Source organism: Streptomyces sp. NPDC060028 (genome assembly GCF_042736725.1).
In the GTDB taxonomy this organism is placed as follows: domain Bacteria; phylum Actinomycetota; class Actinomycetes; order Streptomycetales; family Streptomycetaceae; genus Streptomyces.
In genome coordinates, this window is sequence record NZ_JBHWVJ010000128.1 from 1 (window position 1) to 15,840 (window position 15,840).

A 15,840-nucleotide genomic window follows, 5' to 3' on the forward strand; every position below is an offset into this window, starting at 1 on the left:
GTCCTGAGCGCTGCGCGCTCAGGAGAGAACGGCTTCGCTGCGCTCCGCCGGAAAGCCCTTCGCTGCGCTCCGGGCAGGGCCGGCCCTTCGGGCCGGGGTCCTTCGCTGCGCTGCGGACTGCTGTGGTTCCGCTGCGCTCCACCACAGCTGGGTCAACCCCTCCGCTGCGCTTCGGGCCTGACCTTGGGTCACCGGCCGCGCAGCGCGCGGCCGGTGAAGCCTTCCGCTGTGCTCCAGGCTTGTGGCCTGCTTCGCAGTCCAGGGCGGGGCCCGGGTCGCTACGCTCCTCGGGCCCTGGGCCCGCTCCGCGGGCGGCTGGCAGCAGAGCAGGGGGTGCCGGGGGGCTTGGTCTGGGCTCTTACTGCCCAGACCAAGCCCCCCGGCTGGCGTCGTACCTCGTTGTGGGGTGGGGTCAGATCCCGCGGACCCGCGCGGCTTGCGGCCCCTTTGGGCCCTGCTCGATGTCGAATTCGACTCGCTGGTTCTCCTCCAGGTTCCGGTAGCCCTCCCCCTGAATCTCGGAGAAGTGGACATACAAGTCCGGGCCGTCATCCTGGGAGATGAACCCGAAGCCCTTCTCTCCGTTGAACCACTTCACAATGCCCTGCGCCATGCCGGTTCTCCTTCATCGTGTGACGACCACGCTGATCTTCCCTCGTGATCACACGGGGAAACCTGACGAGAGGCTCCGGAACGCAGGCGGGAGCGGTACAGTCATCAGTATGCATCACGCCGAAGATGATGCGTGTAGCTGTGTAGGATCCCGAGAACATCGCCACCCCCTCCCCTGGCGGGTTTTTCCCGCCACTTCGTTTTCAGTGGAGTGTCGAATGCAGAAGTCTGGCGACATCGTACTGCGTCCTCACCAGGAGGAGGCGATGGAGGCGATTGTCCGGGGGCTTGATATTCCGCCCGGGAAGCGGATCCCGGAGGCCGGGCTGCGGGCCACGGTGGTGGCCGCGTGCGGTACCGGGAAGACGTTCATCGCGGCCGCGGCCGCGCTCCGCCTCGCCCGGCACGGCCGGGTCCTGGTGCTGCTGCCGACCCTAGACCTGCTCACGCAGACGGTGCGCGAGTGGAGGCACGCCGGGCACACCGGGCCGACAGTCGCAGTCTGCTCGCTGGAGGACGACCCCGTTCTGTGGGACCTGGACATGCGGTCCACGACGTCGGCACCGCAGCTCGGGCTGTGGCACGGCCGGGGCCCGGTCACCGTGTACGCCACCTATGCCTCTCTGCCCGTGCTGGCCGAAGCGCACGAGGGCGCGTACGGGTTGCCGATGGACATCTTCGACCTGGTCGTCGTGGATGAGGCGCACCGAACTTCGGGCTCGGCAGGTAAGGCGTGGGCGGACGTGCACCGGCAGGAGGTCATCCCGGCGATGCGCCGGCTCTACATGACCGCGACCCCCCGGATCTGGAAGGAGCGGCCGCCCCGCACGCGCGCCCAGGAGCGGGAGATCGAGGAGGCCCACCAGCTGTCCGAGGAGGAGGAGCGCAGGGAGGCGGAGGCCGAGGGGCGGACGTACGTCAGCAGGCCGCGCTGGGACCGCCTGCCGAAGGAGCTCGCGTGCTCGATGGACGACGAGAAGGTGTTCGGGCCCGTCGTGTACGAGCTGTCCCTCGCATCGGCCATCTCCCGCGGGCTCCTGGCGAAGTACCAGATCGTCGTCGCCGAGCTCACCGACCCGGTCGTCACACCGGAGCGGCTGGTCAGTGAGGAACGGTACGAGGAGCAGCTGCGCGGTGAGCGGCTCGCCGCGATGCAGACCGCCCTGCTGGAGACCATGGCCGCGCACGGGCTGCAGACCACGATCACCTTCCACCACCGCACGATCGAGGCGGAGGCCTTCGCCGCCGACCTGCCCCGCGTCGCGGCCCGGCTGCACCAGGTGGACCCGGAACGGCACCCCGAGAAGGTGTGGTCGGGATGGCTGTGCGGGGAACACGAAGGCACCCACCGACAGACGGTCCTCGCCGACTTCGCACGCCGGGCCGGCCGCGCCGTGCTCAGTAACTGCCGGGTCCTGGGCGAGGGAGTCGACATCAGAGCCACCGACTCGGTCGCCCTCATCGACCCGAAGGGATCCGCTGTCGACATCGTCCAGGCCATCGGCCGCGCCCTGCGCCAACAGCCCGGACAGGGGAAAATGGCGACGCTGATCGTGCCCGTCTTTCTCGGTGCAGATGAAAAACCCGAGGACATGCTTTCCTCGAACTCATACCGCCCTCTTATTCGGGTATTGGAAGGGTTGCGAGCGCACGATGAAAAGGCTGTGGAAATGCTTGCAATTCCGCAGGAGAACCAGAAACGCGTCGTCGACCCGTCGATGCCGGTCGGTCAGGCACCCGAGGAGGGTGAAGAGGAAGGCAGGCTCCTCCTCCGGTTCGCGGCCCCTCGTGACCCGGCGCTGATCGCGAAGTGGATCAGCTACACCGTGATCAACACCGAACGCCAGGACTGGCGTCGGGGTGCGGAAGCCGCGCTGCGGTACCGACAGCGGGAAGGCGATCTCGACGTCCCCTACGAGCACGTCGAGGCCGCGAGGGCGTTCCCGCTCGGCAGGTGGCTGTCGGACCAGCGCAGGGCGTACCGGGCCGGGACCATGACCGGCGAGCGCGCGGCCGAGCTGGAAGAGCTCGGGATCGTCTGGGACACCGCCGACCACGGGTTCGAGCAGAACCTCGGCGCCGCGCGGGCCTACTACGAGCTCCACGGGACCCTCGCGGCCCCACGGGGCGCCACCATCCTCGACATCGCGATCGGGCAGTACCTCACGAACATCCGCCGCCCCGGCGGACTGGGCAAGGACCCCGACCGGGCGCAGCGGCGGGCCGCCGTGCTCGCCGCCATCGATCCCGACTGGAACCCGGGGACGCTCGGGTGGACGGTCGACTGGCAGCGGCACTACGCCTACCTCACCCAGCTCCTGGCCGAAGGCGCCCGCCCGACGGCCGTCGTCCCCGGTGTCACCCGGCACGGCGAAGACATCGGACGCTGGCTCGCCACCCAACGGCGGGACTGGGACCGGCTGAACGAGGAGCAGCAGCGCAGGCTCAGCGAACTCGGCGTGACCAAGGCCCCACGTGCCCGCAGGACCCCCGCGAAGAAGGCCGCGGCGCCTGGGCAACGCGCGGGCGGCGAAGCGTTCCAGAAGGGCCTCCAGGCCCTCCAGCAGTACATCCAGCGGGAAGGCCACCTCCCAGGGCGGGCCGTCGTCGAGCGGCTGCCCGACGGCACCGAACACCGCACCGGGATCTGGATCGGCAACCAGAAAGCCCGCCGCAACCGGCTCGACGCCGCCCAGCTCGCCGCCCTCGCCCAGCTGGGCGTCGACTGGGCACGGTAAGAAGGCTGGTGCTCCTCGCGCTAGCCCTCTGAGGTTCGCGCCCGACGACGACAGGTGCGTCGCGGCGTCATCCTTCTTGTGAGCGGGTACCGCAGCCGGCGCGGGGCGAGTGGCGGGCTTGGGTGACCAGGCGCAGCCCTGCGGGGGTGAGGGTGCCGCGGAGTCGGGGGCGGACGTGGCTGCCCGGTGCCGGGGTCAGGTGCCATTGGGAGGCGATTGCGCTGAGGATGACAGTGGCTTGGGTGAGGGCGAGGGAGTCTCCGATGCACTTCCTTTTGCCTGCGCCGAAAGGGATGAAGGCGCGGCGTGCGGCGGGGCCGGCCGGGGAGGTCCAGCGGTCGGGGTCGAAGCGGTCAGGGTCGGGGAAGACGGTGGGGTCGTGGTGGAGCAGGTAGGCGCTGAAGAAGAAGTTGGTTCCCGGGGGGAAATGGTGTCCGCTCAGGTCGACGTCGGTGGAGCTGGCCCTGGTCAGGAGGGCGACCACCGGGTACACGCGCATCGTTTCCAGCAGGACGGCCCGGGTGTAAGGCAGACGGGGAAGGGTGTCGGGGCCGGCTAGCCTGCCGCCGAGGACCTCGTCGAGTTCCCTGTGGAGCCGCTTGGTCACGTGCGGGTGCAGCGTGAGCAGGTGGAAGAGCCAGGCCAAGGTTCCTGCGGTGGTCTCGGTGCCGGCGATGAAGAGCGTGGTGACCTGGTCGCGCAGTTCCTCGTCGCTGAAGGCGCCCTCCGGGTCCGCCTCGCCGGCGGTGATCAGCGCGTGCAGCAGGCCGCCGGATGTTGACTGGGCGCGGGCTTTGGCCACGGCCTGATCGGCGACCTCCCAGGCGCTGGCCCATGCCCGGTTGTAGCGGCGGTTGGCAGGGATTGGAAGCCGGTGGATCCAAGTGAACGGCATGGCGGCGCGCATGAAGGAACCGGCCAGCAGGATCTGGAAATAGTCGCTGAGATGGTCGGCGTCGCGGTCGTCGATGGTGGGGAGCAGAGTCCGGCCCAGAATCTTCGCAGTGACCGAGGTCAGTTCGGGCAGGACGTCGATTTCCTGGCCTGGCCGCCAGCGTCCAGTCAAAGCGGCGCTCTCCTCGCGGATCACTTCATCGTAAGAATCGATGTGCGCGGGGGTGAAAGCCGGCTGCATCAGCCGCCGCTGGCGGCGGTGGTCGGTGTGTCCGGCGGTCACCAGGCCGTTGCCCAACAGTTCCCGGCCCCGGTCGAGAAGCGAGCCGCCCTTGTCGAACGAGTTGACCTGCCCGACGAGCATGTCGTGAACCAGTTCCCGACAGCACACCAGGTAGGCGGGGCGCGGACCCAGACGCAGCCTGAGCACGGGCTCCGCCCGCCCGCACTCCTGGAGCCAGTCGAGGGGGTCGCGCAGGAGACGGGGACCATGCCCTAGCAGCGGGATACCGCCCGGCGCCAGCGGCACGCCTTTCACGGTGCTGGGGGTGTCGAGCTCTTGCATCCGATTCTCCTTCCAAGGGCGAGCTGTCCGGTGCTCACCGCACGAACCCGAATCCGGTAGCGCGCGTTGCTTCGACGTCAGCAGCAACACCGTCCAGCAGGTCTATGTCTGGCCCCGTGATCGAGCGGATTCGTCTCCGGTCTTGTCTGCTATGAGGGTCTCCCGGGCTCGTTGGTGCAGGCGAGGTCTGCCGCGTGCTGCTCCAGGGGGCGACGCAGCAGCTTGCCCACAGTGTTGCGGGGCAGTGTCTGGATCGGGATGAAGCGGGTGGGGCGTTTGTAGCCGGCGAGGTTGCGGATGCAGTGGGCGATGAGCTCGCGTTCGTCGAAGTCGTCGGTGGCGGTGGGCTGGATGAAAGCGACCGGGGTCTGGCCGGAGGTGTCGCAGGGGGCAGGAACGACGGCGGCTTCGGTGACCCATTCCAGGGTGCGCAGGACGTGCTCGATTTCAGCGGGGTACACGTTCTGGCCGCCGCGCAGGATGAGGTCGCTGCGCCGGTTGAGGATCCAGATGCGGCCGTCGGCGTCCTGGTAGCCGAAGTCGCCTGTGTTCAGCCAGCCGTCGATGACGGTCTGGGTGGTGGCTTGGGGGTTGTTCCAGTAGCTGCGCATCAGGCCGGCACTCTTGAGGTGGAGGGTGCCGGCCTGGTAGGGGTGTGCGGGGCAGCCGTCTGTGGTGGTGATGCGGGCCGTCACTCCCGGCATGGGCCGGCCCGCGCAGGTCGCGCCGGCGACGGCGGGCGCCTCGGGCTTGTCGTCCGGGGCCAGGGAGATGACGGGTCCGCCCCCTTCAGTGATCCCGAAGATGGTGCGCATGCCGCTGCCGAGTGCCTGTCCGGCCTGGTGGGCGAGTTCGGGCGGGCAGGGCGCGCCCCCGTGGGTGACCAGGCGCAGGCTGGTGTGGTCGCTGCCGGGGAGCTGCCGGCAGTCCAGCAGCAGTCGCAGCATGGTCGGGACGAGGAAGGTGTGTCGTACCTGCCATTGCTCGACAGCTGTCAGGAAGCTGTGGGGGGTGAACTGGTCGAGGACAGTGACGGGGGCGCCGGCGCAGAGGTAGTTGAGGGCGATGGTGATGCTGCCGTGGCACAGCGGGCTGGTGTGCAGGTAGGTGTCCCTCTGGTCCTGGCCGACCTCGGCCTGCCATGAGGCCGCCTGGCTCTGGAAGTAGTTCTGGTCGCAGACCACACCTTTGGGGGAGCCGGTGGTGGCGGAGGTGTGCAGGATCATCACAGGATCGGTGAGACCAGCACCCCGGAGAGTGCCGACGGCGGTGGTGGTGGCAGGAGGGTCCGGTAGGTCTGCCACGCTGTTGATGGCCAGGAGCGGCAGAGCTGGGCGCAGGTGTTCCAGGCGTGGGAGTCCGCTGGTGTCGGCGAGGGCGTAGCTGGGGGTGACCTGGTTCAGGATGGCGCTGAGCTCGCGGTCGGTGAGCGCGGGATTGAGCGGAACCGCGATGGTGGCGCTGAGGGCGCAGGCGAACACTGTCGCCAGGATTTCCACGCAGTTGGTGCTGAGCATGATCACTCGGTCACCGGGTGTGGTGTGCGCTGCGATGGTGTGGGCCAGCGCGTGGGCGTCGCGGTGCAGGCGGCTCCAGGTGATATCGCGGCGTACGTCCCGCAGTGCGATCGCACCGGGCGCGCTGGAGCGGTGTTGATCCAGTACCTGTTGCAGCCACATCGTCAGGCACGTCCCCGCTCGGATGTGCGCTCGGTGCTGACGCCGGTGCCGGTGCGGGCGGCTGGAGAAGTGGCGAGGAGTTCGGCCACGGCGGTGATGGAGTCCAGGCCGCCTGCCTCGTGCGGGGTGAGCGGCCGGTCCAGAACGGCCTCGCAGCGGGCGACGAGCTGGATCACCGCCAGCGAGTCGACTCCTGCGTAGGCCAGGAGGTCGGTGTCGCTGATCAGGTCGGACATCGACGGTGGGCGCAAGCACCCGCGCAGCAGATCGCGGGCCTGGGCGAGATGTACGGCTGCGGGTGTCATCGCGCCTTCCAGGGGGTTGCGCTGACCAGTCCGAACATGGCCCGCGGCTCACGGTCGACGGTGTCATGGACCAGGGACTCTGCGTCCTTGCCGGTGCAGGGCAGCAGGCGGTTGAGACGGCTTCCGAAGCAGGCTGCGATGAAGTCGCGGGTGTCGGGGAAGTCCTGTCCGCCGGGGAAGCGCCGGGGGATGAACGCAAGGCCGACATCGATGGGTTTCCAGCACCCGTCCTCGAACACCTCGCTCCAGGCGTGCTCGCCGCCGACTACACCCAGGAGGTAGCCACGCCGTGCCCGCGCCTGCAGCCCTGCGGCGCGCAGCCGGTCGGTGATGACGCGGCTGACGACGATGCAGTCGGCCGTCCCCTGTTCCCACGCCTGGTGGTGATTCATGCGCAGCGGCTCGGCGACGCATTGATAGACGACGGTGCGGGCATGAAGATCAGCCAGCATCTCGCGGAAGATGTCACAGGCCCGCCGGTCACGGACCTGGCCGTGCGCGCCGGTGATACGCAGCGCCGCTTGGTGGCCGCGGGCGTCGAACTGCGCGCCTTGTGGTGGCAGGTCCAGTCCTGTGGAGGGCAGCACGCTCACGCCCGGGGCGTCGAAATCCGGCACCCGCAGCCGATAGCGGCCCGGTTCTCCTTCCGGGAGGCGCACGGTCACCAGCCAGTCCCTGGGATCGAGCCATTCACTGGAGGGGCCGGTGGAGAACGCGAGAGCGAAACGCAGGGCCATCTCCAGGGTGGTGCGCTCGCTTGCGGACATGAGCCCGACGTTCATGAGGTCGGCCCGCTCGAAGAGGAGACCCCGCTTGGCGTCCACGCGGAAAGGCAGGCCGTGCTCGGTGAGCTTGACGACATGCTCGGGTGGTGTGCGCAGCAACGCCGCCGCCGCCTGGACGTCGGTGTCGTAGCGGGCTACCGAGACGGGGGTGGTGTGGAAGCGGTCCAGCGCCGCGAGGAGCGACTCGAAGGACACGGGTGCGTCCGCGGTGAGGGGGATTGGATCCAGCGAACGCACCCAAACGTCGTCGGACGTCGTGGCTGAGGAGTCCGTCGGGAGCGGGATCGTAACCTCCGGGAGACTGGCCGGCCCGACCCGGCCGGTCCAAAGGGAAAAGGCACCACGCAAACCGGGCGTCCCGCAGAGCCAGAAGATGAGGACAAGCCGATCTGGCTGCGGTTGCCGTCGATGCCGTGTCACCGGCTTCGGTGAAGCGCAACTGATCTGGAAAACGATGCCGTTGAATTACAGTCACGGCCCCGGCCGGTGGGCGATCCCGCCCTCAGCCAATACCGCGCGAGCGTGTGCTGTCGGCCTGGCGCATACTCCTGCCGCCTCACACCGACGCCCTCCCCACCCCCGGCCCCGCCCGCACAGATGAAGTCGCGCAGTACCTCAAGGGCCTCAAGCAGGCAGGTCGTCTTTGGCAGCAGCCCGGGACTTGCGCTCCAAGAATTCGAAGAGGCTTTCGTCGAACGCGTGTTGAATACCCGTCGGGTCCAGCGAGGCGTTACCCAGTGACTGAGCACCCACGCGATCTCCTGGAGGTGAACGGCTATCCATGCGATCGCGGCGCAGGGTCCAGCACCCCCGTTTCCTTGACAGAGTGCCCGTTGGATCGGAGCACAAGCCACCCCTGCGAGAGCGCATGGAAGTGCGGACATCTCCGAGTTCCCCCTTCGATCCCGTGCGCCCCCCAGTGGCCCGGGCCCGGTCGCAGGCCAGGCTGATCATGCCGGCGCATACAGTACGATGCTGCTCGCTCTGGGTAAGACCGGTGCCAATAGGAGTTCGGAGTGTGCCAACCAGTAGCCATCGTCTGCACTCGCACTCCCCGGGGCTGCCACGACCGCGTCTTCCAGGTTTTCGGAATTGACGGCCACGGTGCTCGGCGATTCCGTCACCCGGGACCAGCGCTTGCTCGACGCGGCGAGCTCGTAGATCGCACCGCCGCCCGGTCAGCCCAGATATCGGCTCGGCGAAGGTCTTGGCCGCACAGCCGGGCACTGGGCAGAAGAAGCCACGCACCTGCACGTTGATCGCTGTCCGCCAAGACTGCCCAGAGCGGCGTCGGCAATCCACCGGAAGTGGTGGAGGCACCGACTCCACGCCAGGTCGTGCGCCGTGCGAGGCGGCTGGCCTTCCAGCGCCGGACTGTGCGCCCTACGGGCTGCTCGCCCAGCGGAAAAGTGGCTGCTGCCCTGACTGAGCTGTGACCTCTGGCATCCGGATTATCCTCCACCGCGCAGCACAGGAAGAGCGAGACATGTCGACTCTCACAAGATCATGGCCCTACCGCAACGCGTTCATGGAACTGCTGACCGACATCCCTCGTGCGTGCACGCCGGCCGATGTCGAACGTCTGCGGCGGGTGCAAGGCGAATATGCAGCGCTCATTGAGTCGCACGGCCCCGGGCTGCTGTCCCTGGACGACCTGCTCAGCCCGGTCGGGTTCCGGTTCGGTGAGGCCAGTGCGGACATCAAGCCGCACCCAGCCGAGCACTCGGTGGCGGCCGAGGTCGAGTCCTGGATGCGCGCGAGCGGACTGTGGCTGAGCACGACGCCCCACATCGTCCGCGCGTGCAGCTGGGTGTATCCCACGGCGAGCCGGGCGGCGCTGACGCAGCAAAGCAAGGTCGTCTCGCTCGACTGGTATCTCAACGACACCCAGGGGAGAGACTTGGCCGGCGTGCATGCGCAGGGCGAGCCCCAGCTGTCCGCGGCCGTCGTGGCCATGTGTGACAACCTCGACGCCGTGCCCAACCGCGAGGGTGTCCAGGAAGGGGCGGTCAGGCACCTCCTGCGCGAGATGCGCGCCGACTCCCCACAGCCCTGGTTCGCCTGCTTCCTCAGTCGCTTTCGCGATCAAGTGCAGCTCACGCACCAAGATCTCGGGATCCCCGCAGCGGGGGTCGTGCCATCGATGTTCGGATACATCCAGCAGCGGATCCTGACTTCCGGCATGGTCTACATGACCTCGTTGCTGGAGTTCGGCCTCGACACCTACCTCAGCGACCTCTACCGCGATCCCGACAACCTGGTCTCCGCGCTCGACCGTCTCCTGTTCCTGACGGCGGCCATCCCGTCTCTCGGAAACGATGTCGTGTCCTTCGAGAAGGAGGTCATCGACCTCGGGTCCAGTAACAACCTCATCACCGTCCTTGCCCTGAACCGCCCAGGGACCAGCCTGCTCGACGCGATCACGGCCAGCGGCTACATCGTCGCCGACATGATCCAGGAGTTCGTCACCCTCTCCTCGCACGTCGCCTGCCTCGCCGAGGATCTGCGCCCACGAGACGAGCACAGGGCCTGCGCCCTGCTGCGCTACCTCGGCGGCCTCGACGCGATGATGAAAAGCCAATGGAACTTCCACGCAGTCAGCCTCCGCTACCGGTACCCGAAATCCCTCTGGAGGGAAATGGCCGTGGACGAGGCGGTTACCACCCGACACGCAGAGGCTGCACTGCAGCTCACCCGACACGACCGACAAAGTGACTCCCGCGGCACCCCTCGCCCAGGCTTTGACGCGGCCGAGCGTCCCTACGACATGGTCCGCGATTGAGGTTTGGGCGTGCTGGCCTGGCGGGTCGGCTAGGGGTTGATCAGCAGGCGGCCTGCCGGGCGAGCACGAGCTCGGTGCTCGGCTTGCGGCGGGTCGGACGGCGAGCCGAACGGTCAGAAACCAACGAAGCGATCGCCTGGTGGGTTGCGGCGTAGTCCTCGCGTGGGCCGGTGTAGCGCTGGAGCGGGCACCACTGCCGCAATTCGGCGTTGGCGTGCTCGACGCAGATCCGCTCCGAGGACGACCGTCGGCGCATCTCTCGCCAGGCGTACTGCTCGCCGAGCGGCGCGTCGCCCTTCGGCTTCTTCGGAGGGGCGCTGATCTGGTCAGGGAACTCGTTGGCCAGCCCCCGGTAGCCCTCGTCGACTTCGGCCGTCACCTTCGGGTGGAGCCGGCACTGCTCGGCGATACCCTCGGTGCGCATCGCGGTCTGGTCGTGTATACGGCCAGGTCGGTCCGCACCCGACCACAGCAGACGGCCCTGGCCGTCGCTGATGGTGGTGGTCTTGATGGTGTTCTGCTTCTTCTTGCCGGAGACGAAGGCCCGCCGTCCGGGCCTGCCTGCCTTCGGGCGGCGAACCTGGGTCTCGGCTCCATCGATCCGCAACCGGATCCCCGCGGCCTCGGCGTAGGCAAACACGTCCGCCCGGGTCCGAAGTCGCACGCCGGGGTGGTCGGGGACCGCGAAGCCACGCATGGCCAGCAACGGGCGGATCTCCCCGATGGCGCGGGAGATCGTGGAGCGGGCGACGTCGTACAGCGCGGCGAGCGCGGCGTGCGGGAGCCCGGTGCGTAGGTGGACCAGGGTGACGAGCAGGCGGTCGGTGAAGACCAGGTCGTGCTTCGGGCCGGCACCGGCCTCCCGCTGCCGCTCGGCACCACGCCGCTCACGAAGCTCCGACTCGCACCGGGCGAGCCACAGATCGGCCAACTCTTCGACCAAATCGCCGAGATGCGCACGCGAGACGCCGCAGAAGGCAGGATGGGTCAAGGCCGCACGAGCCCACTTCTTAGTCACACTCGAAGAACCCGTGCGGCCACTGCCACGTCACGGCTGCCCGCCGGTGATCAATGGGTGTGGCTCTTCTGCGGGGAACTGTCCGAGCTGGGAACTTCCCTGCAGACGAGCAAACGCAGCCGGCCAAGCACCGGCCCGAGCATCAAGGCCTCAGAAGTCCGCCCACCCACCAGTCGTGCGGCTTGCCATCGTTGGCGATGCTGCGATTGCGCAGTGTCCCTTCGACGGTGAAGCCGAGTTTCTCGGCGACGGCACGCGAGCCGGTGTTCCCGGCCATGGCCCACCACTCGATGCGGTGGACGTCGAGGGTGGCCCAGCCCCAGTCGCACAAGGCCCGAGCGGCCTCCACCGAGTACCCGCGTCCGCGCTGTTCCTTGACCGCCCAGTAACCGAGCTCCCAGACGCCGCGGCTGATGAGGGTCAGGCAGTACGAGCCGACCAGGGCGCCGGTGTCCTTGCGGAACGCGCCGAGGGTGTAGTCCCTGTCCTCGGTCCACTGAGCGGGCAGCTTCTCGCCGACGAGCTCCTCCGCGTCCGCACGCCGGTACGGCACCGGCACCGGGGTGTAGAACTGGATGTCCTCGTCCTGGCAGGCTTCGTACACCGCATCCACGTCGGCAGGTGTGAAGGCCCGCAGCACCAGACGGTCCGTCTCAAGAGTCACTGGATCCATCGCGGCAGTATGACCACCATCAGCAAGCGGCGACCAGCGAATATCCCGACCGAGCACCGCCCACCACAACACCCCCGGGCTGGTCAACGGTCGTCGCAACACCCCAGATCAGCTGCCCCCGAGACGGAGCTACACCCACCAGCGATAGCGGACCGAACCGTAAGCCGGAAGAATGCCGACGCGACGCCCGTATCCGAGTGATCTGTCCGATGCCCGCTGGGAGTTGATCGAGCCGGTCCTTGCGGCCTGGCGCTTCGAGCGCCGGGGCAGGGCCCTGGACTTCGGTCGGCCGCCCGAACACGACCTGCGCGACATCATGGACGCGATCTTGTATCTGGACCGCACCGGCGTTCAGTGGCGCTACCTCCCGCACGACTTCCCGCACTGGAACACGGTCTACGGCTACTTCACAAAGTGGCAGCAGGAAGGCGTGTTCGCACAGCTCAACGGCCTGCTCAGGCAACTCCTCCGGCAGAAGGAAGGACGGGACGCCGAGCCTTCGGCCTGTGTGATCGACGCGCAGAGCGTCAAGACTTCCACCAGCGTCCCCGCCTCCAGCCTGGGCATCGACGCCGGGAAGAAGATCGTCGGACGGAAACGCAGCATCGTGATCGACACGATCGGCCTTCTCCTCGCGGTGCTGGTCACTGCGGCCGGCGTTCAGGACCCCGTCGCCGGCACCCGGCTCCTGGACCAGGTCGCCGCCGAGCACCCCGGGATCCGCAAGGTGTGGGTCGACGGCGGTTACCGCCAGCACCTCGTCGAGCACGCCGCCACCCTCAACATCGACATGGAAATCACCGCCCGCACTCCCGGGACCAGGGGATTCACCCCCATACCGAAGCGGTGGGCGGTGGAGCGGACCTACGGCTGGCTGATGCTCCACCGCCGCCTCGCCCGCGACTACGAAACCCTCCCCGCCCGCTCCGAAGCCATGATCCATATTGCTATGACCGCCCTCATGGCCCACCGCCTCACCGGCGAGAACACCATCTCCTGGCGCGACCCGACAGCACAGACCAAACAGCAGATCCCGGGATAAAACACTGGGAGAAAACGACCTCCTAAGCCCTGAAGGTCACCGGGGCCGGCCTCAAGGCTCCGCCGGGGCCCTCGCGCGCCACCGCGCGAGCGAACCACGGCGGAGCCGCCCTGCCCGGGCCGCCATCACCCCGCGGGCCTCCAGCCGGAACGGGCCAGCTCCTCCATGAACTGCCTGTACGCCGTCCGCACTACTCAGCGCTACACGCCACCTCGCGGAAGCTATACGAGAACAGGGCCGAGATCCCCGCGAGTTCGCTCAAACTGAGGGTCTTTCAGCGCGAACCTGAGGGTGCGGTGCCCTGCTTCTGGGGAATAGACCCGCGGGTTCGGGGTCAACTCGCGGGGTCGGCCTGGCCGTGTCGCCGAGTGGTGTAGATCGTGAGCATCTTTGCGGAGGGTCCCGTACAGCACGCAGCGGCCCATCGGGCACGCTCGGATCCTTGCAGTCGTCAGCCGGATCCCGGGTCATGCCGATCCGGCGCATCACTGCCTGGGATGGAGGAGTGTTGACGGTCGTCGACGCAACGACCTCCGACAGCCCGCGGGTCTCGAAGCCGAAGACCAGGCAGGCCGGCACGGCCGGTCAGGCTTGATCCGTAGCACGCAGGGCTCGCGCCAGCCACTCCAGCTCCTCGGACGCGTCGGGAGACGCATGCTGTCCGCGCACGCGGGCGACGAGCCTGCGATAGCGCTCCGCCCCTGCCTCGATCCCGGCCTCCAGGCACAACAGCACGGCGGCCCGATCGGCGTCGCCGAACAGCTCGGACAGCACTTCGGCCGCTGCCGGTCCCTCAGGAGCGACCCCGCGTTCCCTCACCTCCGCGACCGTCTGCACGACCTGCCTGGCCCACCAAATGGACGCCCCGGGGGCACGACTCTGCCCGGGGACCGGGGTGCTCAGCTCCAGCATGGTGCGCATCCGGGCGCGGAAGCCGGGGTCCCGCACCAGCTCGGCCAGTTCGATCCAGGCGTCGACCTGCTCGGGTGTGGGGTCGTCGGGCAATTCGATGCTGAAGGCGCGCATACGGTCACGCAGGCGCGGGTCGAGGTCGAGACCGCCGAACACCTCCTCCTTGAACCCGTCGATGATCTGCTTGCGTTCGGCGGCGGAAAGCCGCGCCAACCGGTTCATCAGTGCTGTCTCCTCAGCGGTCGAACCACGTTTCGATACGGTGGACAGGACGGCCCGGCTCACCTTGAGGGAGCGGATCTGCGCGTCGAGCGCGGCCACGTGCGCCTCGGCGACCTCAGCGACCGTGGTGCGGCCACTCAAAACGCGGCACACGTCGTCGAGCCCAAGGCCCAGCTCCCGCAGGGTGCGGACCAGCTCGACGCGGGCCACGGACTGGGCGTCGTACAGCCGGTAGCCGCCCGCGGAGCGGGCCACGGGCGGCACCGCTCCCTCGTCCGACCAGAAGCGCAGGGTGCGCACCGAAAGTCCGGTGCGGTGCGCGAGCCGGCCGATGGTGAGCACGTCGGGGCGTTCGTCTTCCATGGGCAAGATCCTGGACCCTCCAGCCGCTGGAGACTCAAGCGGCAGGGCGCGCGAGCCGGTGGATCTTGACGTCCAGGGGCTGTCCGCCGCTTGCCGTGGCGGTCACGCAGGTCCACAGAAGCTCGTGAGGACCCGGCACACGACGGGGCTCAGCGAAGGCGCATCAGTCCTGGCGACACCATCTGCCGTGGATGCGCACTCCCCACGAGAGTCGCCTCCGCGACTGCGCAGCGCAGGGAAAGCAGGAGACATGCCGGGAACCTCGCCGACATCCGGCGAGTTCCCCAGAGCTCTGCTGAGTTCCTTCACCACCACCAGCGCCGACGGCATGCGCGCCTCCTCGCCTTCAACCAGGCCGCAGATTGGTCGGATGGGATGAGAATGCTTCAGGAATTCCGAAGCTACGTCACTGGCTGGCCGACCACGCGAACGAGGGAGAAGCCCCAGGTCAGTGACTCAGGACCTCAGCAGTGGTCACGGGAACTGTGAAGTCGGCCCGGGGCGCGGTGACGTGTCGGCTGGCGGGTCACCGCCGCCGACGTACGCCTTCACGTCGGGGCTAGCGGCGAGGAACTCGCCCACGGCGAAGTCGCCGAGCTCCAGGCCGCACTGACGGCGTGGCGACGCCTGAACTCGACACTCGACCGTCAGGGGGCCCTACTGCCCCCGTGGATCAGCTCTAGGCGGCCAAGTCCGCTGACGAGTGAGATGACCTATACGGGGCCGGCTCGGCAACCGATCCGGCTGACGGGAGGAGGGTCCGGCTGCCATCATCAGTCGATGGAGTACTTCACCCTCACCGCGAACACGGTCGGCCAAGATTCGGCTGCGACCGAGGCCGCTCTCCGGCAGGCCTGGAACGCCTGCGCCGAGGTGGCGTGCCCCAAGTGCCACGTGTCGGCGGGGCAGTACTGCCGAGACCGGGCACGTGGCGCCTGGTGGGTGACCCGCTTCCACCGGCCCCGGCAGGACGCCGCCGCCGTCCCGAGCGTTCTGGGACCGGTCGGCATCCACGGACTCAGCTGGGCCAAGGGCACTGGCGCGTTCACGTGGGATCCTCGCCGGATTCCAGCAGCCCGGTGACGAACAGGCTCCAGACCCGGCCGGATAGCCCTCCACGGTCATGAATCAGTGGGCCGTTGCCACGAAGCGGCGCAGCCTGGCGTGTCCCGGCGGGCCGCAGGTGGGCTTGCCGCCTAGTACTGCAACGGCGTTTGGCGTGACTGGTGGCCAGGTTGGTCGTTGGTCTG

General features: G+C 68.4%; 12 protein-coding genes. 4 read left to right on the forward strand and 8 right to left on the reverse strand.

All coding sequences use genetic code 11. The features are described from left to right. Window positions 1–412: 412 nt before the first annotated feature. Entirely contained in the window at window positions 413–613 is a 201-nt protein-coding gene (locus tag ACFWBF_RS35290) for a cold-shock protein (RefSeq protein WP_383810978.1), read from the reverse strand. A 217-nt stretch (window positions 614–830) separates the two neighbouring features. Here ACFWBF_RS35290 and ACFWBF_RS35295 point away from each other — a divergent pair, with 217 nt between their 5' ends. Then, the gene (locus ACFWBF_RS35295; protein WP_385608933.1) at window positions 831–3,350 is read left to right on the forward strand and encodes a Helicase associated domain protein; all 2,520 of its coding nucleotides are present in this window, start codon (window positions 831–833) and stop codon (window positions 3,348–3,350) included. Window positions 3,351–3,417: 67 nt separating this feature from the next. Here ACFWBF_RS35295 and ACFWBF_RS35300 read toward each other — a convergent pair whose 3' ends face one another. The 4 genes from ACFWBF_RS35300 to ACFWBF_RS35315 form a co-directional block, all read right to left on the reverse strand. Next, window positions 3,418–4,809 carry a cytochrome P450 gene (locus ACFWBF_RS35300; RefSeq protein ID WP_385608934.1) on the reverse strand — a complete coding sequence of 464 codons (1,392 nt, stop codon included), beginning with the start codon at window positions 4,807–4,809 and terminating at the stop codon, window positions 3,418–3,420. 149 nt (window positions 4,810–4,958) lie between these two features. Next, the gene (locus tag ACFWBF_RS35305; RefSeq protein ID WP_385608935.1) at window positions 4,959–6,488 is read right to left on the reverse strand and encodes a class I adenylate-forming enzyme family protein; all 1,530 of its coding nucleotides are present in this window, start codon (window positions 6,486–6,488) and stop codon (window positions 4,959–4,961) included. 2 nt (window positions 6,489–6,490) lie between these two features. Then, window positions 6,491–6,793, reverse strand: coding sequence for an acyl carrier protein (locus ACFWBF_RS35310; protein ID WP_385608936.1), 303 nt, complete (start codon window positions 6,791–6,793; stop codon window positions 6,491–6,493). After that, window positions 6,790–7,773, reverse strand: a complete 984-nt coding sequence (locus tag ACFWBF_RS35315) for a transglutaminase domain-containing protein (protein ID WP_385608937.1) — start codon at window positions 7,771–7,773, stop codon at window positions 6,790–6,792. Before ACFWBF_RS35315 ends, ACFWBF_RS35310 begins: the two co-directional genes overlap by 4 nt. Before the next feature lie 1,333 nt (window positions 7,774–9,106). Here ACFWBF_RS35315 and ACFWBF_RS35320 point away from each other — a divergent pair. Beyond that, complete coding sequence (locus tag ACFWBF_RS35320) at window positions 9,107–10,360, forward strand: terpene synthase family protein (RefSeq protein ID WP_385608938.1); 1,254 nt, start codon at window positions 9,107–9,109, stop codon at window positions 10,358–10,360. Window positions 10,361–10,400: 40 nt separating this feature from the next. Here the strand turns inward: ACFWBF_RS35320 and ACFWBF_RS35325 are convergent, their stop codons facing one another. Both ACFWBF_RS35325 and ACFWBF_RS35330 read right to left on the reverse strand, forming a co-directional pair. Continuing rightward, the gene (locus tag ACFWBF_RS35325; RefSeq protein WP_385608939.1) at window positions 10,401–11,351 is read right to left on the reverse strand and encodes a transposase family protein; all 951 of its coding nucleotides are present in this window, start codon (window positions 11,349–11,351) and stop codon (window positions 10,401–10,403) included. A 169-nt stretch (window positions 11,352–11,520) separates the two neighbouring features. Further along, window positions 11,521–12,051, reverse strand: a complete 531-nt coding sequence (locus ACFWBF_RS35330; protein WP_385608940.1) for a GNAT family N-acetyltransferase — start codon at window positions 12,049–12,051, stop codon at window positions 11,521–11,523. A gap of 172 nt (window positions 12,052–12,223) precedes the next feature. Here ACFWBF_RS35330 and ACFWBF_RS35335 point away from each other — a divergent pair, with 172 nt between their 5' ends. After that, window positions 12,224–13,093, forward strand: a complete 870-nt coding sequence (locus tag ACFWBF_RS35335) for an IS5 family transposase (protein WP_385608941.1) — start codon at window positions 12,224–12,226, stop codon at window positions 13,091–13,093. A 585-nt stretch (window positions 13,094–13,678) separates the two neighbouring features. Here the strand turns inward: ACFWBF_RS35335 and ACFWBF_RS35340 are convergent. Beyond that, a complete protein-coding gene (locus ACFWBF_RS35340; protein WP_385608942.1) occupies window positions 13,679–14,590 on the reverse strand; it encodes a MerR family transcriptional regulator in 912 nt (303 codons plus the stop codon). Window positions 14,591–15,370: 780 nt separating this feature from the next. Here ACFWBF_RS35340 and ACFWBF_RS35345 point away from each other — a divergent pair. Then, window positions 15,371–15,673 carry a hypothetical protein gene (locus ACFWBF_RS35345; RefSeq protein ID WP_385608943.1) on the forward strand — a complete coding sequence of 101 codons (303 nt, stop codon included), beginning with the start codon at window positions 15,371–15,373 and terminating at the stop codon, window positions 15,671–15,673. Window positions 15,674–15,840: the final 167 nt, after the last annotated feature.